We start from the raw sequence: 24,393 nt of genomic DNA, 5'->3' as shown, positions 1-24,393 counted from the left end.
CCTTGAGCAATCGACGTGCCAAACGGCGATGTTGGCGCAAGCCGCTGTTATTGCTGGCTTTTATTCAAAGTGGTTTATGTAGCAAGACAAACAAACCGGGAGGCTGCGTGTCACAAAGGCCACACGGGAAGGCGCGTGATCGCCGGTGTGACGCCGGCAGCTGCGGATCGCACGGATATGACGATTCGGCTCACGAATCGTCATATCCGTGTCGTCTACAGCTTTTTCACTTCGATGTTGAGCGTCAGGATGCGGTAGGCGATCTGACGCGGCGTCATGCCAAGGAGGCGTGCGGCGCGGGCCTGTACCCAGCCGGCTTGCTCAAGCGCGGCGATGACGCGGGCGCGTTCGTCGGGTTCGGCGTCGTTGCCGAACGGAGGGGCAACCTCTGGCGTCGGGGGCATGTCCCAGGTGGTGGCCGGCACGGCGGGCATCTCGCGTTGCCGGTCGATGCGGATCAGGTCGGCGTCGACGGTGCCCGACTCGGACATCACCGTTGCCCGCTCCAGGCAGTTTTCCAGTTCGCGCACATTGCCCGGCCAGCCGTACTGGCTCAGGCGCCGGATCGCCGCGTCGGTCAGCACGATCCGCCGGCCCTGCGTTTCGCCGATGCGCCGGACGAGGAAACTGGCAAGATCGGGCACGTCTTCCAGCCGTTCGCGCAGCGCCGGTAATGCAATCGGCATGACGTTGAGGCGATAGTAGAGGTCTTCGCGGAAGTTGCCGGCATCGACGGCAGCTTCGAGGTCGCGGTGCGTCGCGGCGATGACACGCACATCGACCTTGAGCGTGCGCGTGCCGCCGACGCGTTCGAGTTCGCCTTCCTGCAGCACGCGCAGCAGCTTGGCCTGGAACGCCGGCGAGATTTCGCCGATTTCGTCGAGGAACAGCGTGCCGCCGTCGGCCATCTCGAAGCGCCCCTGCCGTGCGCTGACGGCGCCGGTGAAGGCGCCCTTTTCATGGCCGAACAATTCGGATTCGAGCAGGTTCTCGGGCAAGGACGCGCAGTTGAGGCGCACATACGGTCCGCCCGAGCGCGGCGAATGGTAGTGGATGGCGTTGGCGATCAGTTCCTTGCCGGTGCCGGTCTCGCCGCGCAGCAGTACGGTGGTGTTCCACTTCGACACCATGCGCACCTGGTCGAAGACGCGGCGCATCGCCGCCGAGCGACCGACGATGTTGTCGAAGCCGTACTGATGGCGCACCGTCCGGCGCAGGTTGTCGCGTTCTTCGACCAGCGTCTTCTTTTCCCGCTCGATGTCGAGTGAGAGGCGCACGCTGTGGCCGATCAGGTTGGCGACCATTTCGACAAAGCGCGTGCGTTCTTCGAGCAGGCCGTCGTCCGGCGTGTTCGGCTGCACGGCGAGCACGCCCTGCAGCTTGCCGGCCAGACTGATCGGCGCGGCGATGAAGGGCAGACGGCGATCAAAGACGCCGAGACGGTTGAGAAAGCGTGGTTCGTCGCCGACGCGCGGCAGGGCGATCGTGCGTTTCTCGTCGAGAATCAGCCCGAGCAGTCCCTCTCCCGGCTGATAGCGGATGTCGCCGCGGTCGCCTTCCTCGTCGATGCTGACCGCATGGACGACGAGGTCGCCGCTCTCCGGATCGACGACGGTGACCAGACTGCGGCTCATGCCGGCGTGCTCGTCGAGTGTGCGCAGCACTTCGCGCAGCGTATGACGGAAGTCGAGCGTGCGCGAGAGAATCTCGCCGACGCCATAGAGCGTTTCGAGTTCGATCCGGCGCAGCGTCGTCAGCCCCGGCCGGGTGGATTCGTTGCTCAGGACCATGGCAGGCTTCCCTTGCGCAAGGCCGGCAATGTCACATGCATGGCGCAACCGCCGGCATCGCCGGCTTCGATCCTGATGACGCCCTCATGGACGGCGGCGACCTGCTGCGCCGATGACAATCCGGTGCCAAGATGCTGCCCGCCGGCCTTGCGCGTCGAGTAGAAAGGCTCGAAGACTTTAAGGCGCAGGGCGATCGGGATCCCCGGTCCGCTGTCCTCGATGATGACGCTGATGTTGCCGCTGGCGGCGCGCGTCGTCACGCGCAGTTCGCGCTGCGTCCAGCCCTTGGCATTCATCGCGTCGATGGCGTTGTCGACGATCGCCTTGAACATCGTGCGCAAGCGCTTGGCATAGCCCAGCACCGGCGGCATCACCGCCTGGGGCTGCCAGTGCACGGTGATCCCTGCCGCCAGCATGCGTTCGGTGCTGATGTCGAGTACATCGCGCATCACTTCATTGATGTTGACGGTCGTCTGCGATTCGGGCCGGTGTTCGGGGATGACGGCGCGCAAGGTCTCCACCGTCTCGCGACAGGCGGCAAGCGCCTCGCGTAGCGCGGCGGCGGCAGGATCGAGGCCGGAGCGTCGCTCGATCGTGGCCATCACCGAGGCCATCACATTGACCGGTCCCTCGATCTTGTACACCGCCGCCGACAGCGATTCCTGCAAGGTGTCGATGCGGCTTTCCTCGGCCATCATCGCTTGCAGCAAGGCCATACGGGTCTTTTCCTGTTCGGCGCGCTGGCGTGTCGTCTCGCGCGCGATGAGCAGGAGATAACAGTCGTCGCGCCGGTGAAAAAAGCCGTCAGCATCGCCGGGCTGGCGCTGCACCCAGAGGCCCGAACAGGAAAACCAGCGCGGTCCGGCCGGCGACTCGAGGCGCAGTTCGTGTTCGCTGAACGCCGGGTCGCTGATGCGCACCGACGGGCGCAGCACAGTACCGTCGGCGCGCACCGCGTCGAGGATCAGGCGCGCCGGTTCGACCATGCGCAGGTCGCCCATCAGCTTCTTGTATTCGTGATTGTCGAGCACGACCTTGTCATGACGATCGACCAGCGCGATGACGAGCGGCGCCGAATCAACGACCGTTTCGATCAGCGCCTTTTGGCCGGCGACTTCGCATTCGAGGCGGTGCAGCGGCGTGACGTCGCGCTGCAGGGCGAGATAGTGGCTGATCTCGCCGTCGCCATCGACGACCGGCGTGATGAGGAGATCGGCGAGATACTTGCTGCCGTCCTTGCGCCGGTTGACGAGGCGGCCGTTCCAGGCCAGCCCGCGCGAGATGACCGCCCACAATTCGTCATACACCGCCACCGGCGTCGATTTGTTCGAGAGGATCGACTGGTTGGCACCGACCAGTTCATGCGGCGCATAGCCGGTCATCCGCACGAAGGCCGGATTGACATAGATGATCGTCGCGTTCACGTCGGAAATCGAGATCGCGATGTCTGCCTGCTCGACCGCCTGCTCGAAAATCTGCGGCACGATGGTCGTCGGCGATCCGTGTGTCGACTGCGGAGTGTTCATGATCGTTTCCTGTGTCATGTAACGAGTCCGATGCAGGTTCCGTGCCATTGGCCGTCCCCTGCGATGCCGGGCACGGTCGGCAATTTGCCGTTGTTTACGCTTGTTCCAGATCTTGTTCCCGATCTTGTCCCTTATGCCGGCAGGGACATCGCCCGTCTGTCGGCTTTGTCGCAGCTTGTCGGACTTGCGACATTCCTGAGGCAATTCCGACGACGCGCCGCTCGCCCGGGCGCTCACCGAAAACACCGTAACGGTGCGGTTTATGGCGCGACCGCACATTTTCGGGGAGGCGACGAGCGCGCTTGGCACGATTCGTGAATCAGGACCGGCAAAGGACTATTCCGGCCTTGCGCCTTTCCTCACTTTCACGCGATTCAATCGAGCCATCATGGGTGAATACATTGCGCTGCTGATTACGACCGCCTTCGTCAACAACGTCGTGATGGTCAAGTTTCTCGGGCTCTGCCCGTTCCTGGGCGTGTCGAAGCGCATCGACGGCGCCCTCGGCATGGGCATGGCGACGACCTTCGTCATCGTCCTGGCCGGGGCGGTGTGCTGGAACATCGAACACTGGCTGCTCGCGCCGCTCGGCCTCGGCTATCTGCGCATCATTTCCTTCATCCTCGTCATCGCCGCCATCGTCCAATTTACCGAGATGGTGATTCACAAGATGGCGCCCTCGCTCTACCAGACGCTCGGCATCTACCTGCCCCTGATCGCCACCAACTGCGCGGTGCTGGGGCTGGCCCTGATCAACACGCAGGAAGGACAGAGTTTCGTCACGGCCGTCATCTACGACTTCGGCGCCTCGACCGGTTTCAGCATCGCCATGGTGATGTTCGCCGGGATGCGCGAAAGACTCGCGCTCGCCCGTATTCCGGCAGCATTTTCCGGAGCGCCGATCGCTTTCATCCTCGCCAGCCTGATGTCACTCGCATTCATGGGCTTTTCCGGACTCAACCTCAGCTAGGAGATCGATCGCGATGTTTGCCGCCGTCATCAGCCTGACCCTTCTCGGCGCCCTTCTCGGCCTTGGCCTCGGTGTCGCCGCCACGCGCTTCGCCGTCGAGGGCGATCCGCTCGTCGACGAACTGATTGCCTTGATGCCCGGCTCCAACTGCGGGCAATGCGGCATGGCCGGCTGTGCCGCGGCCGCCCAGGCGATTGCCGAAGGTAGTGCCACCGTCACGGTTTGCCCGGCCGGCGGCAAGGCCCTGGCAACGATGCTCGGCGAGAAACTCGGCATCAGCGTCGATCTCGGCGACATCGTCGATGACGGGCCCAAGCTCGCCGTCATCGCCGAGGAAATCTGCATCGGCTGCTGCCGCTGTCTGAAGGTCTGTCCGACCGACGCGATGATCGGCGCGCCCAAGCAGATTCACAACGTCATTCGCGAAGCCTGCACCGGCTGCGGCAACTGCATCGAGCGCTGTCCGACCGGCGCGGCGACGCTGCAGCCCGTTCCCGTCACGCTGCCGCATTGGGTCTGGCCGAAACCGGCGCCCGCACTTGCCTGAACCCGCCTGAGGATATTGTCATGGGCCTGATCGAAACTTTCCTGCACCGGTTTGCCGCGCCGCGTTGGGGCGTCCATCCCGACGACCACAAGCGGCCGGCCGCCGATGCGCCCTTGCGCCAGCTGCCGCTGCCGGAACGTCTCTACCTGCCGCTGCAGCAGCACGTCGGACAGCCGGCGCGGCCGATCGTGCTGCCCGGACAGAAGGTCCGCAAGGGACAATTGGTCGCCGAAGCGCAGGGTCGCATTTCGGCGCCGGTGCATGCGTCCACCTCGGGCACCGTCGCGGCGATCGGCGAGATCACGGCGCCGCATCCCTCGGGGCTACCCTTCTCCGCCATCACGCTCATCCCGGACGGCAACGACAGTGCCGGCGACATCGACATCGTCGCCGACCCGTTCGCGCTGGCGCCCGATGAGATCGCCGAACGCGTCGCCGCCGCCGGTATCGTCGGGCTCGGCGGCGCCACCTTCCCTTCAGCGGCAAAGCTCGCGCTCGGCAAGCGCTCGAAGGTGACGACGCTGATCGTCAACGGCGGCGAGTGCGAACCCTATCTCTCCTGCGATGACCGCATCATGCGTGACCACGCCGCCGACGTCGTCGATGGCATCCGGCTGATGATGCACGCGATCGGCGCGCGCGAGGCGCTGGTCGGCATCGAAGACAACAAGCCCGAAGCGATCGCCGCCATGCGCCGCGCCGCCGCCGGCTTCGCCGAGGTCACGGTGCGGCCGGTGCCGGCGCGCTATCCGATGGGCTCCGACCGCCAGCTGATCCAGACGCTGACCGGCAAGGAGGTGCCGTCCGACTGCCGCGCCGCCGATGTCGGTGTCATCGTTAACAACGTCAGCACGGCCAACGCCGTGCATCGTGCCTTGCGCCTCGGCGAGCCGCTGATCCGCCGCATTGTCACCGTCAACGGTGGCGCCGTGTGGCAGCCGGGTAACCTCATGGTGCCGGTCGGTGCGCTGGTGTCCGATCTGCTCGACTTCGTCGGACTCAAGAGCGAGCCGGCGCGGCTCGTCATGGGGGGTCCGATGATGGGCAGCGTGCTGCCGCATGCACAGGTGCCGGTCGTCAAGGGGACGGCCGGCGTTCTCGCCTTCAACGAGGACGATATCGCGACGCCGCCGCCGAGCCCCTGCATCCGCTGCGGCAGTTGCACGCAGGCCTGTCCGGTCGGCCTGTTGCCGCTGGAGATGGCGGCGCTGATCCGCAACGACCGTCTCAAGGATGCCGCCGTGCTCGGTCTCCCGGACTGCATCGCCTGTGGCTGCTGCGCCTATATCTGCCCTTCGCACCTGCCGCTGGTGCAGTACTTCAGCCACGCCAAGAGCGAACTCTGGGCGCAGGAACGCAGCACGCTGCGCATGGAAGCGACCCGGAAACTGGCCGCCGAGCGCGCGGTCCGGCTCGAACGCGACGCGCGGGAGAAGGCCGAAACGGCCGCGCGCCGCAAGGCCGAACGGGCCGCGCAGAAAGCGGCGCAGGCCGCCGCCGAGGCCGCTTTGTCCACGGAGAATGCCGCATGAACCCGTCATCGATCAGCCTGCCGCCTGTGGCCTCACCGCATCATCTGACCGGCAACAGTATTTCACGCATCATGCTGACGGTCTGCGCCGCGCTGATGCCGGCGACATTGTTTGCCTTCTGGCTCTACGGCTGGCCGGCGATATTCCTCTGGCTGGTCACCGTCCTCTCGGCGCTCGCTGGCGAGGCGCTCTGCCTGCGTCTTTCCGAGCGGCCCGTCGCCGCGGTTCTTGGCGACGGCTCCGCCTTGCTGACCGGCTGGCTGCTGGCGATGTCGCTGCCGCCGTGGGCGCCCTGGTGGATCGGCGCGCTCGGCGGCCTGTTTGCCACGGTCATCGCCAAGCAGGTCTTTGGCGGACTCGGCTGCAATCTGTTCAATCCGGCCATGGTGGCGCGCGTTTTCCTGCTCATCTCGTTTCCGGTGCCGATGACCGCCTGGGTCGCGCCGCTGCCGATCACGGCCGCGACCGCGCCCGGCCTGCATGACGGGCTGATGATCCTGCTCAACGGCGTTCCTCAGCTCGACGCCATTGCCAGCGCCTCCCTGCTGAGTTTCGCCAAGACCGAACTGTCGCGCGGCGTCGATCTCGTCCACGCGCTTTCGGGCGCCGCCGCGCCGGCCAGTTCGCTGATTGGCGCCCGCGCCGGCAGCCTCGGCGAGACGGCGTCGCTGCTGATTGCCGCCGGCGGTGCGCTGCTGCTGATTACCGGCGTCATCCGCTGGCATATTCCGGCGGCGATGGCGGCCGGCCTCGTCGTTCCCGCCGCCATCGCTCATGCCGTCGATCCGGCCCGATACCTCGATGTCGCCACCCACCTGCTGTCGGGCGGCGCAACACTCGGTCTGTTCTTCATCGCCACCGATTACGTCACATCGCCGAACACCAAGGCCGGACAACTCGTTTTCGGCGCCGGCTGCGGCCTGCTCACCTTCATCATCCGCACCTGGGGCGGTTATCCCGAGGGCGTCGCCTTCGCCGTGTTGCTGATGAATGCGCTGACGCCGGTGATCGATCGCTACCTGCGCCCGCGCATCCTCGGTCGCGATTGGCGCGGCGCCCCGCTCAACCCGGAGACAGAAAGAGCCAAATCATGAGCACGCTTGCCCTGTGGCGCGACAAACTCGCGTACCAGCCGGTCTCGCTCGGCATCGTCGCGATGCTCAGCGGCCTCGCCCTCGTCGTCGCCAATACCGCCACGCTGCCGGGGATCGCCGCGGCCGAACAGCGCGATCTCCAGACGTCGCTCGAACAGGTGCTGCCGTCCGGCTTCGCCAGCAACGATCTCGTCCGGGACACGATCCTCGTCAGCGGTGGCGACGGGCCGCCGCGCACCGTCTATCGCGCCCGCACGGCTGCCGGCGCCATCTGCGGCACGGTCTTCCAGGTCAGCGGCCGTGGCTATGCCGGCGACATCAACATCCTGATCGGACTCGATCGCGACGGCCGCCTGCTGGGCGCGCGCGTCATCAAACATCAGGAGACGCCGGGGCTCGGCGACAAGATCGAAAGCGCGAAAAGCCGCTGGATCGACGATTTCGCCGGCAAGTCGCTGTCGTCGCCGCCGCCGGCGCAATGGGCCGTTAAAAAAGACGGCGGCGTCTTCGACCAGTTCGCCGGCGCCACCATCACGCCGCGCGCGGTCGTCAAGGCGGTCCGCCAGGGCCTTGAGTTCTACGCCGCGCATCGCGCCGAAATTCTCAACGATTCGCCGAAGGAGTCCACGCGATGAATTTCCGTGAAATTTCCCGCAACGGTCTCTGGGACCAGAACATCGTCCTGTCCCAGATTCTCGGCATGTGCCCGACGATGGCCGTCACCACCAGCGGTACCAACGGACTTGGCATGGGCTTGGCGACGACGGCCGTGCTCGTCTGCTCGAACATGCTGATTTCTTCGGTGCGCGCCTTTGTCTCGCCGCAGGTGCGTATCCCGGTCTATATCGTCCTGATCGCGACGCTGGTCACGCTGGTCGACATGAGCCTCAACGCCTGGATGCACGACCTCTATCGCGTGCTCGGCCTGTTCATCGCGCTGATCGTCGTCAACTGCGCCGTGCTCGGCCGCGCCGAAGCCTTTGCCTCGCGTTCGGGCGTGCTCGCCTCGGCGCTCGATGGCCTGTTCATGGGTCTCGGCTTTACCGCCTCGCTGACGGTGATCGGCCTGATCCGCGAACTGATCGGCGCCGGCACCTTGTTTGCGCAGGCCAGCCTGTTGCTCGGTCCGGCGTTCGCCTTCCTCGAAATCAAGGTCCTTCCCAATTACGGCGGCATGCTGATGATGATCTTGCCGCCGGCCGGTTTCCTTGTCCTCGGTCTGTTGCTCGCGCTGCGTCGTTTGTTTGAATTACGGGCCGCCGCCCGCACGACGCCGGCGACAGCCGTTCCCGATGCCGTCGCCGGCTGTCACTGATAGATTGCCCCATCCAGGAGAACTCCATGCAAATCGGTGTCGCCTATTCCGAACATGCCCAGCAGGTCTGGATGACCATCGACGTTCCCGAAGCGACGACGGTGCGCGAGGCGATCGACCGGTCGGGCATCCTGCAGCAGTTTCCGACGATCGATCTCGACGCGCAGAAGGTCGGCATCTTCGGCAAGGTGGTCAAGCCCGACACCGCGCTGCGTCCCGGCGATCGCATCGAGATCTACCGTCCGATCGTCTGCGATCCGCAGACGGTGCCGCGCCGCGACGGTGTCGGCGCCGATGATGACGAATGAGAAAGAGGATCCGGTCCTTGCCTCCGGACCGCGCGGCAGGCTGACCGCCGCGCGGCGGTGAGAACTGCGCCTGAATCGACTGCCGCCCCCGTTCCTGCGCGGAGAACTCGAACCGGCGCTACGCCGCCCGTGCCGCCGCCTGATCGTCGGCAAACAACTGCCGGATCCAGGCTTTTTGCGCGCGTGCGCGCTGCGATTCGGCCAGCGCGGTGCGGATCTTCTCGCGTACTGCCACGAAGGGAATCACGCTGTCATCCTCGATGGCGACGCAATGGAAGATGTGAAAGCCCATTGGCGATTCGACGATGTCAGACACCTCGCCGAGCGCTAAGGCGAACGCCGTCGGTTCCAGTTCGGCGAACAGCTGGCCGCGCCGCACGGTACCCAGCAGGCCGCCCTCGACGGCGCTCGGGCATTGCGAATAACGCAGCGCCTCGTCGGCGAAGCGCGACGGCGTCGCGATGACGCGGGCGCGGATCGCCGCGATCGTGCGATACGCTGCCGTGCGCTCGCTGCCCGGCACGGCATCGTCGATGGTGATCAGGATATGGCGCAGCGTACGGTTTTCCGGGCGATGAAAGCGATCGCGGTGCATCAGGTAAAAGATCTCGGCGTCGATGTCGCTGGGCGTCGGCGTGCGGGCGGACACGCGCTCCAGCACCGCCTCGAAACGCAGGTCGCGTTCGATCGAGGCGCGCAAGGAGATAAGGTCGAGCCCGGCCGCGTCGAGCGCGGCGTCGAGTTCCTCGCGGCTGGCATAACGCGAACGAACATCGGCGAACGCCGTGTCGACCGATGCCGCCGGCAAATGCACGCCGGCCGCCTCGGGCGCCGCGAGGATGCGGCGCTCGATCTCGCGCTGGCGTCGCGCCACCTGATCGACGCGTGCACGCTCCTCGGCCGTCAGCGCCGTCGGCGATTTGCGGAACAGTTCCTGCGCCAGCTTCAGCACGAGGTAGGCGTGGGTGTCGGAGTTGTTTCGTTCAGGCGATTTCATGACGCTTCTCCAATCTTTCCTCCAACGCACGCAGCGCCGACTCCGGCACCGCGAAGACACGGCCGCGATGGCTGTCGAAATGGACGTGATAGACGGGGGCAGCGCCGTCGCGCAGCACGCGCAGCACCTCGCCGACCGTCCCCGGCGCAATCGTCAGTTCGGCGCCGAGCTTGAGGCGCTGCGCCGAGGCGACGCGTTCGCGCGAACCGAAGCGGCTCGGCAGCCAGGGGGCGTCGATGTCGTCCAGCTCTTCTTCGCGACAGCCGACCATGCGATCGTCATCGAGGAAGTGGACGGTGTAGATGACCTGGTCGATCAGGAAAGTGCCGACGTCGACGATCGTGCCGGTGCTGCCGGCGCGGATCAGCAGTTCGCCGACGGCGGTGCCGGCAAAGGTGCCGTCGTTGCGCAGGTTGCGCACGACGCGGACCGACTCGCCAATATCCCAGCGCGTCTGCATCACGGCCTCGCGCGCCGGATCGACGACAGCGGCACCGTGGCGATACCGGCGGCGCGCTTGAAGACGCGAAAGACCTTCTCGGTCTGCGCATCCGAATGCACGAAGTCCTCATAGGCGCGTGCGAGGCAGTCGCGATACTGCTCGTGGGTCGGGGGGGCTGTGTCGGCCCGGTGTTTGAGGTAGTCGTGAAAGCGCTGCAGGATGTGCAGCCGGCAGATCTGGATGACACCGGGATCGTAGGCGATGCCGAAGTAGGTCAGGAAGTCCTCGGCCGATTCCAGTTCGGCCATTTCAAGTTCGATGCTCATTGCAATGTCCTCGCTTATGTCTCGCCGCGCCTAGTGCCGCGCGCCTTCCAGCAGTGCCAGCAACTCTTGCGACGATGGCGGCCGTTTCGCCGCGTTCACGAAATCGCGGACGCTGTCCAGAATCTGCGCCGCCTCGGCGTCGGCGATCCGCTCGCCGAGCGACGCGTACACGGCCTGAACGCCGACTTTTCCGGAATGCTTGCCGAGCACGAAACGATGCTGGCGGCCGACGAGACTCGGGTCGAAACCCTGGTAGTTGTCGGGGTTCTTGATCAGTCCGTCGATATGCACGCCGGATTCGTGCGCGAAGGCGCCTTCGCCGACGACGCTCTTCTGCCACGGTACCGGTCGCCCGGAGGCGCAGGCCACGAGTTCCGACACGCGCGGGAATCCCTTCAGGTCGATGCCTGCGTCGATGCCGTGGCACTGGAACAGGCCGAGCACGACTTCTTCGAGCGGCGCGTTGCCGGCGCGTTCGCCGAGGCCGTTCACCGTCGTGTTGACGTGCGTCGCCCCGGCTCGCACCGCGGCCAGCGTGTTGGCCGTCGCCATGCCGAGATCGTCGTGTGCGTGAATTTCGATTTCAAGATCGGTGCGGCGGCGCAGGTCGGCAATCCGCTCGGCCATCGAGAACGGATCGAGCACGCCGAGCGTATCGGCGAAGCGGATGCGACGCGCGCCGGCCTTCTGGGCAACGTCGGCGATCTGCGCGAGAAAACCGGGATCGGAGCGCGACGCGTCTTCCGCGCCGACGGCGACCTCGAAGCCGGCGTCGAGCGCGTAGGCGATGTGCGCCGGCAACTGGTCGAGCAGCCAGCCGCGTTCCTTGCGCAGCTTGTAGGCGAGATGCTGGTCGGAGGCCGGGACGGAAATATCGACGAGATGAATCCCCAGGCCGGCACAGGCGTCGATATCGGCGCGCAACATCCGCGTCCAGACCATCAGGCGCGCGGCGAGGCCAAGACCGGCGACGGCCCGGATGCTCTCTTGTTCGAGCGCGCCCATCGCCGGAATGCCGACCTCCAGTTCCGGAATGCCGATGGCATCGAGCTGGCGGGCGATCGCGAGTTTTTCGTCGAGGCTGAAAGCGACGCCGGCCGATTGTTCGCCGTCGCGCAGTGTGGTGTCGTTGATCACCGGGATGGTAGTGCGTGTCATGGCCATGTTACCTCCTGGAGATACAACAGCAATTCCAGTGCCAGAATGATTTGTCACGCCTTTTCAATCGCTTGCGAATCGGCGCCGGAACGACGCAGCGCCTTTTGTCGCAAAGCCGACACGGCGTGGATCACGCGTAGGCCGGTGCGAATGTGACCGCCCCGGCGGCCGCGCCGTCGACCGGCCCGTTGCCGTTCCAGTACGGCGAGAGCTTGCGCAGCTGCGCGATGATCGGCGGCACCGCGGCGATGACGCGATCGATCTCTTCCTCGCGGTTGTAGCGCGACAGCGAGAAGCGGATGGTGCCGTGCGCGGCCGTGTACGGGATGCCCATGGCGCGCATCACATGCGAGGGTTCGAGCGATCCCGAGGTGCAGGCCGAGCCGCTCGACGCCGCGATGCCCTGCTGGTTGAGCAGGAGCAGGATTGCTTCGCCCTCGACATACTCGAAGGCGATGCTCGAGGTGTTCGGCAGGCGATTGGCCGGATCGCCGGTGACGAAGGCATGCGGCACCTGCGCCAGGATGCCGGCTTCGAGCTTGTCGCGCAGGCGCTTCACTTCGGTGTTCTCGAACGTCATGTGTTCGAGGGCGAGTTCGGCCGCCTTGCCGAGGCCGACGATCGACGCCGAGTTCTCCGTGCCGGCACGCCGGCCGCGTTCCTGGTGGCCGCCGCGCAGGAGCGGACGGAAGCGCGTGTTGCGCCGCAGGTAGAGCACGCCGATGCCCTTGGGCGCATGCAGCTTGTGCCCGGACAACGAGAGCATGTCGATCTTGCTCGACTTGAGGTCGATTGGCACCTTGCCGACCGCCTGCACCGCGTCGGTGTGGAACATCGCGCCGACAGACCGCGCCATCGCCGCCATTTGCTCGACCGGAAACAGCGTGCCGGTTTCGTTGTTGGCCCACATCGCCGAGACGATCGCCGTGCGCGGCGAGAGCAGGGATTTGTATTCGTCGAGGTCGAGCCGTCCCCGCTTATCGACCTTGAGGCGATGGACGACCACGCCTTCCTTCTCCAGATGCTCGCACAGCGCCAGAATCGCCGGGTGCTCGACCACCGTGGTGATGATCTGCTTGCGTTCGGGCTGCGCCCGCAGCGCCGAGAGGATCGCCGTCGAATCGGACTCGGTGCCGCAGGAGGTGAAGATGATCTCGGAATCGAATTCGGCGCCGAGCAACTGCTGCACCGCACCGCGGGCTCCCTTCAGACCCTGTGCCACCTGGTTGCCGAAGCTGTGCATCGACGAGGCGTTGCCGAACTGTTCGGTAAAGTACGGCAGCATCGCCGCGACCACCGCCGGATCGCAGGCTGTCGTCGCGTTGTTGTCGAGATAGATCGGGGTCATCGCTTACCTCCGCGCCTGCGCGAGCAAAGCCGCCGGCAGCAGCTGCACGAATTCGCCGAGCGCCTCGACGAGCTGCGCCTGGATGCCGGAGAGCGTCGCCTGTTCCATCATGCAGCCCTGGCAGGCGCCTTTGAGATTGACGTAGATGTTCTTGCCGTTGATCTCGACGACTTCGATGTCGCCGTGATCGCGTTGCAGCATCGGACGGATGGCCTCGATCGTTTCCTCGATCTTGCGCATGCGCTGATAATTGGTGAGGCGCGGTTTGCTCTCGGCCTCGATAACCGGCTCGGGCACGGCGTCAGTCGTCGAGGCCGAAGGCAGTTCAGCCAATGACGGAGGCATCGGTGCGGTGCAGTGTTCGGCCGATGTCCTGGCCAGGATTTCCTCGATGCCTTCATGACAGCTGCAACAGCCGCCGCCGGCCTTGGTGTACTGCGTCACCTGCTCGACGGTGGTCAGCGTGTTGGCGCGCACGACGTCCTCGATCAGCACCGAATCGACGGCGAAGCACTTGCAGACCATCGCGCCTTCTTCATGATCGTCGGACCAGGCTTCACCGCGGTAGTTGGCGACCGCCGCCTGCAAGGCCTCGCGTCCCATCACCGAGCAGTGCATCTTCTCGGGCGGCAGTCCGTCGAGATAATCGGCGATCTGCTGATTCGACACCTGCAAGGCTTCGTCGAGCGTCATGCCTTTGACGATCTCGGTCAGCGCCGATGACGAAGCGATCGCCGAGCCGCAGCCGAAAGTCTGGAAGTGGGCGTCGACAATGCGCTCGTTCTGCGGGTCGACCTTGAGCATCAGACGCAGCGCGTCGCCGCACTGGATCGAACCGACGTCGCCGACGGCGTTGGCATCGGCCATCGGACCGGCATTGCGCGGATTGAAGAAATGCTCACGAACTTTTTCGGAATAGTCCCACATGGCGCGACTCCTGATGTTTGAAAAATGCAGCGGCCAACTTCGATGTCATTGCAGCGACTGAGCGGTATCCGGAAGCGGGCCTCGCCAGGCGATCACGCCATCACCGGGCTGGCCGAATAGCTGTAGCAGCCCTTCGGGCAGACCCGGCTGCAGGCGCCGCAGCCGATGCAGTCCTTGGCGTTCTTGATCGTCATGACCGAGGCGGTATCGTCCTCGTCGTAATCCTCGTCGTCGATGTCCATGTCCTCGCCGCGATCCATGAGGTCGAGCACATCGCGCGAGCAGACCTTGTAGCAACGGCCGCAGCCGATGCACTTCTTGGGATTGATTTCGGTGATGAACTCAGGTGTCCAGGGAGTGCCGCCGAGGGTCAGGCCAGTGATGTTTTCCATGTCAGTTTCCTCAATCAAAAAAGGGTGGGGTAGAAAAAAAGGGGGGGCTACAGTCCGGCAACTTCCGGGTACTTGCCGACGATCTCCAGCGCCACCGCCAGATACTTGTCGGCCTCGTTCTTCATCTTCGACAGACTCTCGAAGCCGAAGCGATGCACGTCGCGCAGGGTGCGGTCGAGCACGACCAGTTTGCCGACCGTGATCAGCACACGTCCGAAGCCTTCGTAGGAGAGATGCACCAGCGGCACGGCCATCAGGCCGCATTCCTTCTCGATCATTACGGAGATCGCGTTGTAGAAGGCGCGCACGCAGGCGATCGTGGTTTCGTCGGGATCGCCGATGAGCGGGATCTCGGCCTTGCGCTCCTTGGTCAGGACGAAGGGATCGAGCAGGCGCTCGGCGGGTTGCCCGTCGAATTGTCCGTAGCTGTCGAGCGCGCGCATCTGGCGCACCATTTCCTTGATGAAGTCGGTCTCGCGCAGCGTGTCGAACGGGTTGGCAATCGTGGTCATGAGGGTGCTCCGGGGTGAAAAGTGTGGCTGCAGTGATCCGGCAACGCGCTGGGTGCCAGGGTGTTGCCGAGCGCCGCAGGCGCGACCGCGCGCGCGATCAGCAGCCCGGCGACGAAACCGAGCGCGGCGCCGGCGACCGTGGCTGCGTCGTTGCCGGCGTAGAGTTCGGCGAGGATCGCGCCGAGCAGCAGACAGACCGCCGGCAGCGCATAGCCGAGCAATGCCGCGACGACGACCGACGCCGACGAGGTCGATACGGTCACTGCGTCGCCGACACGCAGCGTTGTCGACAGGCGCAGGCGGACGATTTGATCCGCTGTCTGTCCGGCGCCGCAGGTGCCGCGACTGCCGCACTGGCCGCAGGCCGACTCACGCTCAAGCCGTACCTGCGCCAGGCCATCGTCATCGAAGCGGATGACCTCGCCGCGCCGTTCGACGGTCTCGTTCATTCCTGCCATCCTTCCTCGGCCATACGCTCGAAGCGGTCGGCATCGGCCGCGCGCCGCACGATGCGGTCGATCCAGGCGACGCCGCCGTCATGCGCCGCGCGACGCAGTTCGTCGAGCAGACTGTCGATGCTGCGTTCGTCGTCGAGGCGGAACGGCTGAATCCCCGCCGCCAGCAACTGACGGACCGCCGAACCGCCGACCGCCAGGCAATAGACGGCGGCGCAACCGGCCAACGCGGAAATCTTCTGCGCCAGCTTGTCCTCGTTGCCGTCCATCGATTCCTCGGGGAATTCCGCCACTTCGACGAGCCGCGTGCGCTCGCCGTCGATCGCGTGGATAGCGAAGCCGAGCGACGCGCCGAAATGCTGGTCGACGGTCGTGCGGTTGGAGGTGGCGAAGGCGACCTTGAGCATCGCGGGCACCGTCTCAGTGGTGGACCAGGCCAGCGCCAGCTTGCGTCCGCAAGGGGGTGGGCATGACGTCGGTTCGGTAAATGGATCGGTAGGCAGGAAGCTCATGGTGCTGCCCCAGGAAAAGGTTGGCGATATCGAACAGGGCTTGCCGCGACTGGCGGTAGCCCACCCATCCGCGCGCGTAGCCGCCGACGCAGTCATACAAGGGAAAGCCGGCGCGCAACAGCGGAATGCCCAGACGTTTGGCGAGCGTGTCGCCGTGCGAATTGCCGACCAGCAGTTGCGCGCCGGATGCTGCGGCCGCCTGCTCGCAATCCTCCAGGTCGCCGATCTGAACAGCGTGGCAGGAAACGCTCCCGAGCACCTCGGCGCGGGCCGGCGTCACCGCCGTCACGACCTCGGCGCCCATGCCGGCGAACAGGTCGGCGAAGCCTTTGAGCAGATCGGGTTCGAGCGCCAGCGCGACGCGCAGGAAGCCGGTCATGAAATGCGTATCGACCATCGCATCGAGCAACTGCGCGCGCTGCCGCTCGATTTTCGCCGGCACCGCTACGCCGGAGATGTCTGACAAGGCGTGCGTGAAGGCATCGCTGGCGTCGAGTCCCATCAGGTGGTCGAACCGGAAGGTCGGCACGCCGGTGCGCGCTTCGAGCCGGTCGGCCGCTGCGCCGATCGAACGGCCGATCGCCAGCGTGGCGATCGACTCGCCCATCGCCGCAATCTCGGCAAGCGGCGCGCCGCCGAGCGTCAACGGCGTGTACTGCTTCTCGATCAGGTGGCCGTCCATCGAATCGCCGAGGTCGGGCACGACGACCGGACGCAGACCGAAGGCTTCGATCCAGTCCTTGATCGCTTCGATGTCGCCCGGCGAAAGCATCGACGACGCCAGTACATTGACCTGGCGATGTCGCCGTCGTGCGTGGCGCGTTTCCGGCACCAGCGTTTCGATGATGGCGTCGAGCGCCAGGGCGAAGCCGCTCTCGAAACAGCCGTTGAAGTCCGGCGTATTGACCGGAACCACCGCGACATCGGCATATTCCGGATGCTTGGCGCGGAACTCGCGTACCAGACGGTGAATGTCGGTTCCCTGTGTTTCGGACAGCCCGGTCGTCGGCAAGCCGATGACGTCGGGATGGTTCCTGTCGCAGATCGTCTTGAGGCCGACGAGCACGTTCTCGTCGGCATTCATCACCGTGGCGATCTGGTCCATCGCCGTCGTCTGCAGCGGGATCGGCTCGCGGAAGTGGCGCACCAGAAAGACCTTGCCGAAGGCCGTGCAGCCTTGCGCGCCGTGCAGCATTGGCAGACAGTTGCGCAGTCCGAGGAAGGCCAGGGCGGCGCCGACCGGCTGGCTCGCCTTGAGCGGGCTGACCGTCAGGGCCTTGGCGCGGCGAATGATTTCAGCCATGGCGCGCTCCTGTTTCCGCAATGACGACCGGCTGGCCGACGCGCCTGACGTGCGCCCACGGCGCCGGTTTGCGCACCGCCAGCCAGACCGGGTTCTCGATGGTCAGCGCCAGCTGGCGCGCCATCTCGACCATGCCGGCGTAACCGGCATAGGCATGTTCGCGTTCCTGGTTGATGTCGAGGAAGGGCACGCGCGCCTTCATTGCCGTATAGAGATTGCGACCACCGGCGATCAGCACGTCGGCGCCTTTCTCGTTGTAGATCTTGAGCAGGCCGGCCGGGTTGCCGTCCTCGATCATGTGCGTGTCCTCGCCCATCAGTGCGCGGATGCGTTCCTTGTCTTCCTCGGTCGATTTGCGCACGCCGGTGGCCACGACCTCCATGCCCAGATCCTGCAAGGCGGAAATGATCGACCAGGACTTGACGCCGCCGGTGTAGAGCAGGGCGCGCTTGCCCTTCAAGCGCGCGCGCCAGGGGGCGAGCAGGGCGTGGACCTTGGCTTCCTCGCGGGCGATCAACGCTTCGGTGCGCGCCGTGAGGTCGTCATCGCCAAGCAGCGCGGCGAATTCGCGCAGGACTTTCGACGTGTCGGAAATGCCGTAGAAACTGCCCTCGAAATACGGCACGCCCCAGCGTTCCTTCATCTTGCGCGCGACGTTGAGCAGGGCGTTGGAGCAGACGACCATCGACGCTTCGGCGCGGTGCATCGTTTGCACTTCGCGGAAACGCGCATCGCCCGAGAGCGCGCCAAGGATGCGCAGGCCGAGTTCGTCGAACAGCGGCGCCACGTGCCAGAACTCACCGCAGATGTTGTATTCGGCGATCAGAGCGATGTCATGGACGCGGATGCCGGGGCGTTGCGCCGAGTCGGGCACCGGGTCGGGTTCGCGCGTACCGATGACGTACTCGAACATCGTCTCGCCGGCGATGCGGTCACCGAGTTTCTTGGAACCGTAGAAGCCGGCCGCGTCGACCGGCACCACCGGCACGCCCCAGCGCGCCTGCGCTGCCTTGCAGATCGCCGGCAGGTCGTCGCCGATCATCGCTGTAACGCAGGTGGCATAGACGAAGACGGCAGCCGGCGCGTGCGTGTCGATCGCCTGCTTGATGGCATGGAACAGCCGTTTCTCGCTGCGGCCCATGACGATATCCTGTTCGGAGAGGTCGGTCGCCATGCCGATCCGGTAGAGCCCCGGCCCGCTCGTGCGCGTGCCCCGGTTGTCCCAGGAGTCGCCGGCGCAGGCGATCGGCCCGTGCACGATGTGGGCGACGTCGGCGATCGGAAACAGGGTGATCTGCGCGCCGTCGAAGGTGCAGCCGCCAGCGGTCGCGCCGGGCTTTGGACGCGTGCAGCCGCCCTTGGCCTTGTTCGCGTTGTTCGAACAGGCGGGCTCGTTGATCAGCAGGGCGATGTCGCTCGTCTTCATGGCGGAATCCTTTCGGACCTCGTCTTGCAAGCTGCGTGCCACGGGCGGGAAGCCGCACGGGTCGAGGCGACTGGCGGTGGCATGAAAACGCCCCGCGACCGGCGCCGGTCGAAGCCGGCCGCGTGTTTCGGCACGTGCGGCGCCAAGCTGTCACCGACGTCGACGCTCGCGGTGGCGCCGGGTGGCTTTGTGGCGATCACGACAGAGTGCGCTGCCGGGGCCGGGCGTCTTGTCGCGAATCCGACATTCGCGCAACGAAATTGCCGGCCCGGCGGGATGGAAGGACTTTTGCTAGGAGTGAACGACCCGCAGGCAACACATCAGCAGCAAAGGAGATCTCACGATGACGCTACCCCTCTCTCTCGCCCGCCATCCCGAGCGCCCGGACACGCTGGCTTTCGCCGGCGTCATCGCGATGTCCTTGCGCGCCGGACGTGCGCCGCTGATCCGCGGCCTGAGTGAAGACGGCTTCAGCCACCTGATCGACGAATACTTCCCGGGGCTCGACTGCCGCAACGGCGCGTCACCCGTCGCCGGCGGACGCGGCCGCCTGTTCGAACTCGACGAGTTCGACGACCTCGTCGAGCTGCTGCTCGACCATCGCGCCGGCGGACGCGTGCAGGAAACCTGGTTGGCGCACGCCATCGCCACCGCCGCGATGGGCGAGAACCATCTCTGGCAGGACATGGGGCTACCCAGTCGCAGGGTTCTCTCGGAACTGATGACGACGCATTTTCCGGCGCTCGCCGCGAAGAATGTCGGTGACATGAAATGGAAGAAATTCTTCTACCGGCAACTGTGCGAGCGTTCGGGAATTCCGATCTGCAAGTCACCGCATTGCGCCGACTGCTGCGATTTCAGAATCTGCTTCGGGCCGGAGGACAACTGATTGTCCGGGCCACACTGCCGACGCAGGGCGCCATATCGCTGGCGGTATGCGTTCTTACCGATCAACACATCAGGAAATAAGATATGAAAACCAGTGCGCGCAACCAATTCCTCGGCCGCGTCAAATCGCTCAGGAAAGGCGCCATCAACGCCGAAGTCGTCCTCGATATCGGCGGTGGCGACGAACTCGCTGCGGTCGTCACCAACGACAGCATCGACCAACTCGCCCTCAAGCCGGGCATCGAAGCCTACGCGCTGATCAAGGCGCCGTGGGTCATCGTGACGACCGATACGTCGCTAAAGACCAGCGCGCGCAATAGGCTGTGCGGTACGGTCGTGCGCTGCCAGGAAGGCGCGATTAACGGCGAGGTGGTCATCGAGCTGCCGGGCGGCAAGCTCGTCGTGGCGACGGTCACCAACGAGAGCATCCACGACCTCGGTCTCGCCAAAGGCACGCACGCCTGTGCGTTGATCAAAGCCTCGCACGTCATCTTGGCGGTGCCGTCGTAAGCGCGAGGTGCTGACGCATGATCGCAAAAATCCTGGCAGTCGCCGTGCTGCTGGCCGCGTTCTCCACGCCCGCAGACGAACTGAAGCTTGCCATCGATGCGTGGACGACAGGGGCTCCCAGACCCGGCATCGTCGTCTGTTATAACGAGGCCCTCAGCGCCGCCTTGCCGGACAGGCGACGCAGTCGGGATCGGCACTGAGCATGAAAGGAGCATGTGTTGAAAATTGCTGTTGGTACCCGGAATTTCGTTACGATCGCAGGACATGCGGGTCGGACGCGTGACTGGCTGATGTTCGCCGCCGCCGATGCCGCGTCGATTCCCGATGCGCGGCGCATCGTGCTGGAGAAGATGCAGCTGATCCATCATTTCGGCGACTACGGTGAAGGCGCGCATCCGCTTGACGGTGCCGACGTGGTGATCACCGGCAGTGCCGGCGAAGGTTTCCTTCGTCATATGGCGGCGCGCGGCGCGCGCGTGATCCTCACCGGCGAGATCGATCCGCGCGAAGCGGTGCGCAAGCTGCTTGCCGGAGAAGCGCTCGCCGAAACGCGCTTCGACATCACGACGATGCTGTGCAAGGTGCACGATCTGTTCGGGACGCACTGAATGACAACGGCAAAGGACGGCATTATCGTGTGTCGACCAGTTCTGCCGGATTGACTGGATAGACATGGAAGCACGTATCGACGTCGCTACCGACGATGACCTCGAACCGATGGCCGATTTGCTGGCCGAGCTCTTCACGCTCGAAAGCGATTTCACGCCGGATCGCGACAAGCAGCTCGCCGGGCTGTATCTCATCCTCGACAATCCGGCGGTCGGCCAGCTCTTCGTGCTGCGCATCGACGGAAACGTCGCCGGCATGGCCAACGCGCTATTCACCGTCAGCACCGCCGAGGGCCGGCGCGTCGTGCTGCTTGAGGATGTGGTCGTCAGTCGGACCTGGCGCGGCCGTGGATTCGGTCATCGGCTCGTCGAACATGTGTTGGCGTGGGCCGCCGCCAAGGGCATGCCGCGCGTCACCCTGTTGTCCGACAAGGACAACGCACCCGCGCTGGCGTTCTACGAAAAGCTGGGTTTCGAGCATTCGGCGATGCAGGTGCTGAGAATGCAGACGATGGATCGGCCAAGGCGCCTTGCCTAGGCGCATCATCCTCCGCGAGTAGCGACGTCAATCGCACCGCGGGGGTGGAGATCAATGCCGTACGGGTCGGAGATATTCCTTGAAATCAGCACTGAACTCCGAAAGGTGGCGCTCGATTTCGGTGCCAATCCGTTCGTAAATTTCAATGGCCGTCTGGTTTCTCCCTTTAATCGCGTCAATATGAACGCTATAAAAAAGATCGCGGATCCTTCTGTGGCTCGCCAAATGGCGCTGCTTCACCGCGCCGGGAATCGAATGGAGTCCGAGCAGCTCTTCTTCATGAAGAAAGAAGGCGTCGGCGGCGTTGACCAGGAGCCGGAATCTTTCAATGAAAGTCTGGCTGGCAATCGTGTGCAAAGGGCTGAGATCGAGTAATTTGAGCAGCCGGATCAGTTCGCTGCAATGCTCGTCGAATGGGAAGTGCCCTTTGGCGCCGATAGGCATTTGGTGTTCTTGCGTTCTCATGAAGAAAACCCTCGGTGATGGAATGTCAGCGGATTGTTGCATCCAACGATTTAAGGACGATGACAGAAATGTGTCATGCGAACGGTGTGCCGGAGGCGCTGTTCATGAATGTCCGTAATCAATTTGTAATATGAGTTCGGTATGCTTGTTCAATCGAAAGAAACGGCCATTGACGCGAGATTGCGCTCGTGCCGACCGCGCTTGGCGCGAAGCACTCAGGTGAATTGACCTGCTGGCATGAACATCAGATGTCAGGCAAGCATCATTTCCCTGCGCTAGTATCTGTGTCATGGATCTTTGTCATGATCCTGGCGTGTCGTGTTTGACTCGCCGGAGCGTTCCTGTTGATGCAAAACGAAACCACGTGATGAATACTCAAAAAAATCCTCGATCAGCCGCCAAGAAACAGCGTGAAGGCAATGACGGCGACGATAAAACCACCCCGCCGAATTCGGAGCCCGTCACCACGGGAAAAAGACGCCGCTTGGCGCGTGCTTTTTCCTATCCGCTGGATGAGGCGTTGAGGAAAAAGGATGAACCCGTTCGAGAGCGGTTTTCGTTGCTCAAGACCGAATATGACACCCTGATTGCCAGGAAGGAACAACTCGTCGATCAGGGCGTGGACGTCAAGAAAAGGGATCTTGTCAGGTTGGGGCTGCAATTGCTGAACGATAAGACTGACGGCGAGATTCTCATTCTGCTGAACAGACTCCCCAAAATTCCGGAAAGCGGAAAGAAGTAAGAGCCGCTCCCCAATCACTACGTCGATCTTGCCCTTCACTTGCCGAAGAGCACGCAAGACCAGACCAGCCCGATATTGAGCAAGGCCAGTAGCACGGCGGAACTGCCGATATCCTTGGCGCGTTTTGACAAATGATGACGATCGAGTGAGATGCGATCGATGGCTGCTTCAATCGCCGAGTTGACCAGTTCGACAATGAGCACGAGCAGGACACTGGCGATCATCAGGGCGCGCTCGGAGCCGCTGACGGGCAGGAAAAAGCTCAGCGGCATCAGGACAAGGGCAAGTAGCGTCTCCTGTCGGAATGCGTCCTCGCACCGATAGGCTTCGCGCAAGCCGGCAAGACTGTAATTCAGCGCACACCAGATCCGGCGAAGGCCGGTTTTTCCCTTGAATGGGCTTTCCTCACGCAATATGGTTCTCCTCACCCAGCTGGGGCTGGGGATTCAGGGGGTGACGATGCTATTCAGGAAATCTTTCCTGCTGCAGTCGATAAGCAGGGGGCGCTGGTTTCAGGCCGTCGCAACTTATCTGGAATTACTTGGAGTGCCGCCAATAGTTGCGTCGTCGCTGCGTGCCAGGGGAATTTCTCGGCATGCTGTCGCACGGCGCTACGCGACAATTTGAGTGCGCTCAGGCACGCCTCGCGCAGATCCCGATGCATGACGCCCCCGGCTGATTCGCCGATGACGTCGATCGGTCCCGGGGCCAGAAACGCGGCAACCGGGGTGCCGCAGGCCATCGATTCGACCATCACCAGCCCGAATGTGTCCGTGACGCTGGGAAAGACCATCACATCTGCCGAGCGATACAAGCGTGCCAATTCCTCGCCTTTGAGCACACCGAACCAATGCGCGTCGGGAAAACGTGCTTGCAACTTCGCCCGCTCCGGCCCTTCGCCCGCCACCCATTTTTCGCCGGGGAGATCCAGCGCCAGGAAGGCGTCAACCTGTTTTTCGACGGCGATGCGGCCGACGTAAAGGAAAATCGGTCCTTGTTGAGTGGCTTCACGATCCCCAGTGTCGGTGAAAATGCCGAAATCGACGCCGCGTGACCATAAGCGAGCATGGCGAAAACCGCGCGCATGCAAATCGGCGACGATGGTCGGCGTCGGTGCCAGGGTGGCTCGTGCAGCGTTATGAAATCTGCGTAGCAAGGCGTATGTCCAATCCAGCGGTATGCCGAAACGCAGCTGCACATATTCGGGGAAGCGGCTATGGTAGGCGGTTGTGAACGGCCACTTGCGACGGAGCGCGATACGTCGCGCCATCCATCCCAGCGGACCCTCGGTGGCGATGTGAAGGCAATCCGGCGCAAATGTGTCGATGCGGCGTTCGAGTGTGCGCCGCGTCGTCAATGCCAATGAGATTTCCGGGTAGGTCGGACAGGGAATTGCGCGGAATTCGAGCGGGGAAATGATATCGACCACGTTTCCCATTGCTTCGAGTTCACGGCGCGTCATTTTCAGCGTGCGAACGACGCCATTGACCTGTGGCTCCCAGGCATCGCTAATGATCAGGATTCTCAACGCCATTCCTTATCGTCCCGTAATATGACCAACAGTTCGCTCACACAACGCGGCAGGGGTTTTCGGGCGGTGGTGCGATTCATCGTCGCGACGGATCGACCGAAGCGATCGCGTTCCTCGCGACTCGCCAGGGCCGCCATGACACTCCGTCGGCAACGCCATCGGAGACGGCCGCGGGTGACAACTTGACGCATCTCTTCGACCGGATGACTGCGTCGGCAGTGATAACAAAAT

At 64.2% G+C, this 24,393-nt stretch carries 30 protein-coding genes; 13 read left to right on the top strand and 17 right to left on the bottom strand.

All coding sequences use genetic code 11. The features are described 5' to 3' along the window. Positions 1-215: 215 nt before the first annotated feature. Both nifA and nifL read right to left on the bottom strand, forming a co-directional pair. Complete coding sequence (gene nifA, locus BLR25_RS00880; RefSeq protein ID WP_091932011.1) at positions 216-1,790, bottom strand: nif-specific transcriptional activator NifA; 1,575 nt, start codon at positions 1,788-1,790, stop codon at positions 216-218. Further along, complete coding sequence (nifL, locus tag BLR25_RS00875) at positions 1,781-3,316, bottom strand: nitrogen fixation negative regulator NifL (RefSeq protein ID WP_218122588.1); 1,536 nt, start codon at positions 3,314-3,316, stop codon at positions 1,781-1,783. The genes nifA and nifL overlap by 10 nt, the downstream gene beginning before the upstream one ends. Positions 3,317-3,704: 388 nt before the next feature. On the opposite strand from nifL, the gene rsxA reads away from it, so the two are divergent. From rsxA to BLR25_RS00840, 7 genes are read left to right on the top strand one after another with little or no spacing between them, the layout of a single operon-like run. Next, positions 3,705-4,286, top strand: coding sequence for an electron transport complex subunit RsxA (gene rsxA / locus BLR25_RS00870; protein ID WP_091933540.1), 582 nt, complete (start codon positions 3,705-3,707; stop codon positions 4,284-4,286). A gap of 13 nt (positions 4,287-4,299) precedes the next feature. Further along, complete coding sequence (locus BLR25_RS00865; protein ID WP_091932003.1) at positions 4,300-4,833, top strand: RnfABCDGE type electron transport complex subunit B; 534 nt, start codon at positions 4,300-4,302, stop codon at positions 4,831-4,833. Positions 4,834-4,853: 20 nt separating this feature from the next. Beyond that, positions 4,854-6,365, top strand: coding sequence for an electron transport complex subunit RsxC (gene rsxC, locus BLR25_RS00860; RefSeq protein WP_091931999.1), 1,512 nt, complete (start codon positions 4,854-4,856; stop codon positions 6,363-6,365). Beyond that, positions 6,362-7,459 (top strand): RnfABCDGE type electron transport complex subunit D, encoded by a 1,098-nt coding sequence (locus BLR25_RS00855; RefSeq protein ID WP_091931996.1) that lies wholly within the window; start codon positions 6,362-6,364, stop codon positions 7,457-7,459. Before rsxC ends, BLR25_RS00855 begins: the two co-directional genes overlap by 4 nt. Then, complete coding sequence (rsxG, locus tag BLR25_RS00850; protein WP_091931993.1) at positions 7,456-8,094, top strand: electron transport complex subunit RsxG; 639 nt, start codon at positions 7,456-7,458, stop codon at positions 8,092-8,094. The genes BLR25_RS00855 and rsxG overlap by 4 nt, the downstream gene beginning before the upstream one ends. Next, entirely contained in the window at positions 8,091-8,774 is a 684-nt protein-coding gene (locus BLR25_RS00845) for an electron transport complex subunit E (protein WP_091931987.1), read from the top strand. Before rsxG ends, BLR25_RS00845 begins: the two co-directional genes overlap by 4 nt. A gap of 26 nt (positions 8,775-8,800) precedes the next feature. After that, the gene (locus BLR25_RS00840; RefSeq protein WP_091931983.1) at positions 8,801-9,082 is read left to right on the top strand and encodes an RnfH family protein; all 282 of its coding nucleotides are present in this window, start codon (positions 8,801-8,803) and stop codon (positions 9,080-9,082) included. Between the two features lie 118 nt (positions 9,083-9,200). Here BLR25_RS00840 and nifM read toward each other — a convergent pair whose 3' ends face one another. The 12 genes from nifM to nifE form a co-directional block, all read right to left on the bottom strand. Then, positions 9,201-10,079, bottom strand: a complete 879-nt coding sequence (gene nifM / locus BLR25_RS00835; protein WP_091931980.1) for a nitrogen fixation protein NifM — start codon at positions 10,077-10,079, stop codon at positions 9,201-9,203. Next, complete coding sequence (locus BLR25_RS00830) at positions 10,066-10,539, bottom strand: nitrogen fixation protein NifZ (protein WP_091931977.1); 474 nt, start codon at positions 10,537-10,539, stop codon at positions 10,066-10,068. Before BLR25_RS00830 ends, nifM begins: the two co-directional genes overlap by 14 nt. Then, positions 10,539-10,847 carry a nitrogenase-stabilizing/protective protein NifW gene (nifW, locus tag BLR25_RS00825; protein WP_091931974.1) on the bottom strand — a complete coding sequence of 103 codons (309 nt, stop codon included), beginning with the start codon at positions 10,845-10,847 and terminating at the stop codon, positions 10,539-10,541. The genes BLR25_RS00830 and nifW overlap by 1 nt, the downstream gene beginning before the upstream one ends. 30 nt (positions 10,848-10,877) lie before the next feature. Continuing rightward, positions 10,878-12,005, bottom strand: a complete 1,128-nt coding sequence (nifV, locus tag BLR25_RS00820; RefSeq protein ID WP_245715437.1) for a homocitrate synthase — start codon at positions 12,003-12,005, stop codon at positions 10,878-10,880. Positions 12,006-12,135: 130 nt separating this feature from the next. After that, complete coding sequence (gene nifS / locus BLR25_RS00815) at positions 12,136-13,353, bottom strand: cysteine desulfurase NifS (RefSeq protein ID WP_091931966.1); 1,218 nt, start codon at positions 13,351-13,353, stop codon at positions 12,136-12,138. A 3-nt stretch (positions 13,354-13,356) separates the two neighbouring features. Further along, positions 13,357-14,280 (bottom strand): Fe-S cluster assembly protein NifU, encoded by a 924-nt coding sequence (gene nifU / locus BLR25_RS00810; RefSeq protein WP_091931962.1) that lies wholly within the window; start codon positions 14,278-14,280, stop codon positions 13,357-13,359. Between the two features lie 92 nt (positions 14,281-14,372). Next, positions 14,373-14,672 carry a ferredoxin III, nif-specific gene (fdxB, locus tag BLR25_RS00805; RefSeq protein WP_091931959.1) on the bottom strand — a complete coding sequence of 100 codons (300 nt, stop codon included), beginning with the start codon at positions 14,670-14,672 and terminating at the stop codon, positions 14,373-14,375. Between the two features lie 47 nt (positions 14,673-14,719). Next, positions 14,720-15,184 carry a NifX-associated nitrogen fixation protein gene (locus tag BLR25_RS00800; RefSeq protein WP_091931956.1) on the bottom strand — a complete coding sequence of 155 codons (465 nt, stop codon included), beginning with the start codon at positions 15,182-15,184 and terminating at the stop codon, positions 14,720-14,722. Further along, a complete protein-coding gene (locus BLR25_RS00795; protein ID WP_176785694.1) occupies positions 15,181-15,633 on the bottom strand; it encodes a SoxR reducing system RseC family protein in 453 nt (150 codons plus the stop codon). The genes BLR25_RS00800 and BLR25_RS00795 overlap by 4 nt, the downstream gene beginning before the upstream one ends. Further along, entirely contained in the window at positions 15,630-16,046 is a 417-nt protein-coding gene (locus BLR25_RS00790) for a NifB/NifX family molybdenum-iron cluster-binding protein (protein ID WP_091931949.1), read from the bottom strand. The genes BLR25_RS00795 and BLR25_RS00790 overlap by 4 nt, the downstream gene beginning before the upstream one ends. A 13-nt stretch (positions 16,047-16,059) precedes the next feature. After that, positions 16,060-17,454: a nitrogenase iron-molybdenum cofactor biosynthesis protein NifN gene (gene nifN / locus BLR25_RS00785; protein ID WP_091931946.1), complete on the bottom strand. Its 1,395-nt coding sequence runs from the start codon at positions 17,452-17,454 to the stop codon at positions 16,060-16,062. Continuing rightward, positions 17,447-18,880: a nitrogenase iron-molybdenum cofactor biosynthesis protein NifE gene (nifE, locus tag BLR25_RS00780; protein WP_091931943.1), complete on the bottom strand. Its 1,434-nt coding sequence runs from the start codon at positions 18,878-18,880 to the stop codon at positions 17,447-17,449. Before nifE ends, nifN begins: the two co-directional genes overlap by 8 nt. Before the next feature lie 343 nt (positions 18,881-19,223). On the opposite strand from nifE, the gene BLR25_RS00775 reads away from it, so the two are divergent. From BLR25_RS00775 to BLR25_RS00755, 5 genes are all read left to right on the top strand, one after another. Beyond that, entirely contained in the window at positions 19,224-19,769 is a 546-nt protein-coding gene (locus BLR25_RS00775; protein ID WP_091931939.1) for a nitrogen fixation protein NifQ, read from the top strand. 83 nt (positions 19,770-19,852) lie between these two features. Then, positions 19,853-20,278, top strand: a complete 426-nt coding sequence (locus BLR25_RS00770; protein ID WP_091931934.1) for a TOBE domain-containing protein — start codon at positions 19,853-19,855, stop codon at positions 20,276-20,278. 17 nt (positions 20,279-20,295) lie between these two features. Beyond that, positions 20,296-20,478, top strand: a complete 183-nt coding sequence (locus tag BLR25_RS00765) for a hypothetical protein (RefSeq protein ID WP_091931930.1) — start codon at positions 20,296-20,298, stop codon at positions 20,476-20,478. Between the two features lie 90 nt (positions 20,479-20,568). After that, positions 20,569-20,886, top strand: coding sequence for a NifB/NifX family molybdenum-iron cluster-binding protein (locus BLR25_RS00760; RefSeq protein ID WP_245715436.1), 318 nt, complete (start codon positions 20,569-20,571; stop codon positions 20,884-20,886). Between the two features lie 64 nt (positions 20,887-20,950). Beyond that, a complete protein-coding gene (locus BLR25_RS00755) occupies positions 20,951-21,424 on the top strand; it encodes a GNAT family N-acetyltransferase (RefSeq protein WP_091931926.1) in 474 nt (157 codons plus the stop codon). A 51-nt stretch (positions 21,425-21,475) separates the two neighbouring features. Here the strand turns inward: BLR25_RS00755 and BLR25_RS00750 are convergent, their stop codons facing one another. Further along, positions 21,476-21,889 (bottom strand): hypothetical protein, encoded by a 414-nt coding sequence (locus tag BLR25_RS00750; protein ID WP_143009722.1) that lies wholly within the window; start codon positions 21,887-21,889, stop codon positions 21,476-21,478. Between the two features lie 367 nt (positions 21,890-22,256). Here BLR25_RS00750 and BLR25_RS20830 point away from each other — a divergent pair, with 367 nt between their 5' ends. Continuing rightward, positions 22,257-22,631 carry a hypothetical protein gene (locus tag BLR25_RS20830; RefSeq protein WP_143009721.1) on the top strand — a complete coding sequence of 125 codons (375 nt, stop codon included), beginning with the start codon at positions 22,257-22,259 and terminating at the stop codon, positions 22,629-22,631. A 35-nt stretch (positions 22,632-22,666) separates the two neighbouring features. On the opposite strand, the gene BLR25_RS00740 is transcribed toward BLR25_RS20830, so the two are convergent. Together BLR25_RS00740 and BLR25_RS00735 are read right to left on the bottom strand one after the other, a co-directional pair. Continuing rightward, positions 22,667-23,044: a diacylglycerol kinase gene (locus BLR25_RS00740; protein WP_091931911.1), complete on the bottom strand. Its 378-nt coding sequence runs from the start codon at positions 23,042-23,044 to the stop codon at positions 22,667-22,669. Positions 23,045-23,097: 53 nt separating this feature from the next. After that, positions 23,098-24,165 (bottom strand): glycosyltransferase family 4 protein, encoded by a 1,068-nt coding sequence (locus BLR25_RS00735; protein ID WP_218122586.1) that lies wholly within the window; start codon positions 24,163-24,165, stop codon positions 23,098-23,100. Positions 24,166-24,393 lie beyond the last annotated feature (228 nt).

Origin of the sequence: Propionivibrio dicarboxylicus (assembly GCF_900099695.1) — a bacterium.
Taxonomy (GTDB): domain Bacteria; phylum Pseudomonadota; class Gammaproteobacteria; order Burkholderiales; family Rhodocyclaceae; genus Propionivibrio; species Propionivibrio dicarboxylicus.
This window is presented reverse-complemented; position numbering and strand designations above follow the sequence as displayed.

Excerpts from the sequence above, each read along its gene's own strand:
- nifA (WP_091932011.1), bottom strand. The coding sequence starts at position 1,790 with ATGGTCCTGAGCAACGAATCCACCCGGCCGGGGCTGACGACGCTGCGC.
- nifL (WP_218122588.1), bottom strand. The coding sequence starts at position 3,316 with ATGAACACTCCGCAGTCGACACACGGATCGCCGACGACCATCGTGCCG.
- rsxA (WP_091933540.1), top strand. The coding sequence starts at position 3,705 with ATGGGTGAATACATTGCGCTGCTGATTACGACCGCCTTCGTCAACAAC.
- BLR25_RS00865 (WP_091932003.1), top strand. The coding sequence starts at position 4,300 with ATGTTTGCCGCCGTCATCAGCCTGACCCTTCTCGGCGCCCTTCTCGGC.
- rsxC (WP_091931999.1), top strand. The coding sequence starts at position 4,854 with ATGGGCCTGATCGAAACTTTCCTGCACCGGTTTGCCGCGCCGCGTTGG.
- BLR25_RS00855 (WP_091931996.1), top strand. The coding sequence starts at position 6,362 with ATGAACCCGTCATCGATCAGCCTGCCGCCTGTGGCCTCACCGCATCAT.
- rsxG (WP_091931993.1), top strand. The coding sequence starts at position 7,456 with ATGAGCACGCTTGCCCTGTGGCGCGACAAACTCGCGTACCAGCCGGTC.
- BLR25_RS00845 (WP_091931987.1), top strand. The coding sequence starts at position 8,091 with ATGAATTTCCGTGAAATTTCCCGCAACGGTCTCTGGGACCAGAACATC.
- BLR25_RS00840 (WP_091931983.1), top strand. The coding sequence starts at position 8,801 with ATGCAAATCGGTGTCGCCTATTCCGAACATGCCCAGCAGGTCTGGATG.
- nifM (WP_091931980.1), bottom strand. The coding sequence starts at position 10,079 with ATGAAATCGCCTGAACGAAACAACTCCGACACCCACGCCTACCTCGTG.
- BLR25_RS00830 (WP_091931977.1), bottom strand. The coding sequence starts at position 10,539 with ATGCAGACGCGCTGGGATATTGGCGAGTCGGTCCGCGTCGTGCGCAAC.
- nifW (WP_091931974.1), bottom strand. The coding sequence starts at position 10,847 with ATGAGCATCGAACTTGAAATGGCCGAACTGGAATCGGCCGAGGACTTC.
- nifV (WP_245715437.1), bottom strand. The coding sequence starts at position 12,005 with ATGACACGCACTACCATCCCGGTGATCAACGACACCACACTGCGCGAC.
- nifS (WP_091931966.1), bottom strand. The coding sequence starts at position 13,353 with ATGACCCCGATCTATCTCGACAACAACGCGACGACAGCCTGCGATCCG.
- nifU (WP_091931962.1), bottom strand. The coding sequence starts at position 14,280 with ATGTGGGACTATTCCGAAAAAGTTCGTGAGCATTTCTTCAATCCGCGC.
- fdxB (WP_091931959.1), bottom strand. The coding sequence starts at position 14,672 with ATGGAAAACATCACTGGCCTGACCCTCGGCGGCACTCCCTGGACACCT.
- BLR25_RS00800 (WP_091931956.1), bottom strand. The coding sequence starts at position 15,184 with ATGACCACGATTGCCAACCCGTTCGACACGCTGCGCGAGACCGACTTC.
- BLR25_RS00795 (WP_176785694.1), bottom strand. The coding sequence starts at position 15,633 with ATGAACGAGACCGTCGAACGGCGCGGCGAGGTCATCCGCTTCGATGAC.
- BLR25_RS00790 (WP_091931949.1), bottom strand. The coding sequence starts at position 16,046 with ATGCTCAAGGTCGCCTTCGCCACCTCCAACCGCACGACCGTCGACCAG.
- nifN (WP_091931946.1), bottom strand. The coding sequence starts at position 17,454 with ATGGCTGAAATCATTCGCCGCGCCAAGGCCCTGACGGTCAGCCCGCTC.
- nifE (WP_091931943.1), bottom strand. The coding sequence starts at position 18,880 with ATGAAGACGAGCGACATCGCCCTGCTGATCAACGAGCCCGCCTGTTCG.
- BLR25_RS00775 (WP_091931939.1), top strand. The coding sequence starts at position 19,224 with ATGACGCTACCCCTCTCTCTCGCCCGCCATCCCGAGCGCCCGGACACG.
- BLR25_RS00770 (WP_091931934.1), top strand. The coding sequence starts at position 19,853 with ATGAAAACCAGTGCGCGCAACCAATTCCTCGGCCGCGTCAAATCGCTC.
- BLR25_RS00765 (WP_091931930.1), top strand. The coding sequence starts at position 20,296 with ATGATCGCAAAAATCCTGGCAGTCGCCGTGCTGCTGGCCGCGTTCTCC.
- BLR25_RS00760 (WP_245715436.1), top strand. The coding sequence starts at position 20,569 with ATGTTCGCCGCCGCCGATGCCGCGTCGATTCCCGATGCGCGGCGCATC.
- BLR25_RS00755 (WP_091931926.1), top strand. The coding sequence starts at position 20,951 with ATGGAAGCACGTATCGACGTCGCTACCGACGATGACCTCGAACCGATG.
- BLR25_RS00750 (WP_143009722.1), bottom strand. The coding sequence starts at position 21,889 with ATGAGAACGCAAGAACACCAAATGCCTATCGGCGCCAAAGGGCACTTC.
- BLR25_RS20830 (WP_143009721.1), top strand. The coding sequence starts at position 22,257 with ATGAATACTCAAAAAAATCCTCGATCAGCCGCCAAGAAACAGCGTGAA.
- BLR25_RS00735 (WP_218122586.1), bottom strand. The coding sequence starts at position 24,165 with ATGGCGTTGAGAATCCTGATCATTAGCGATGCCTGGGAGCCACAGGTC.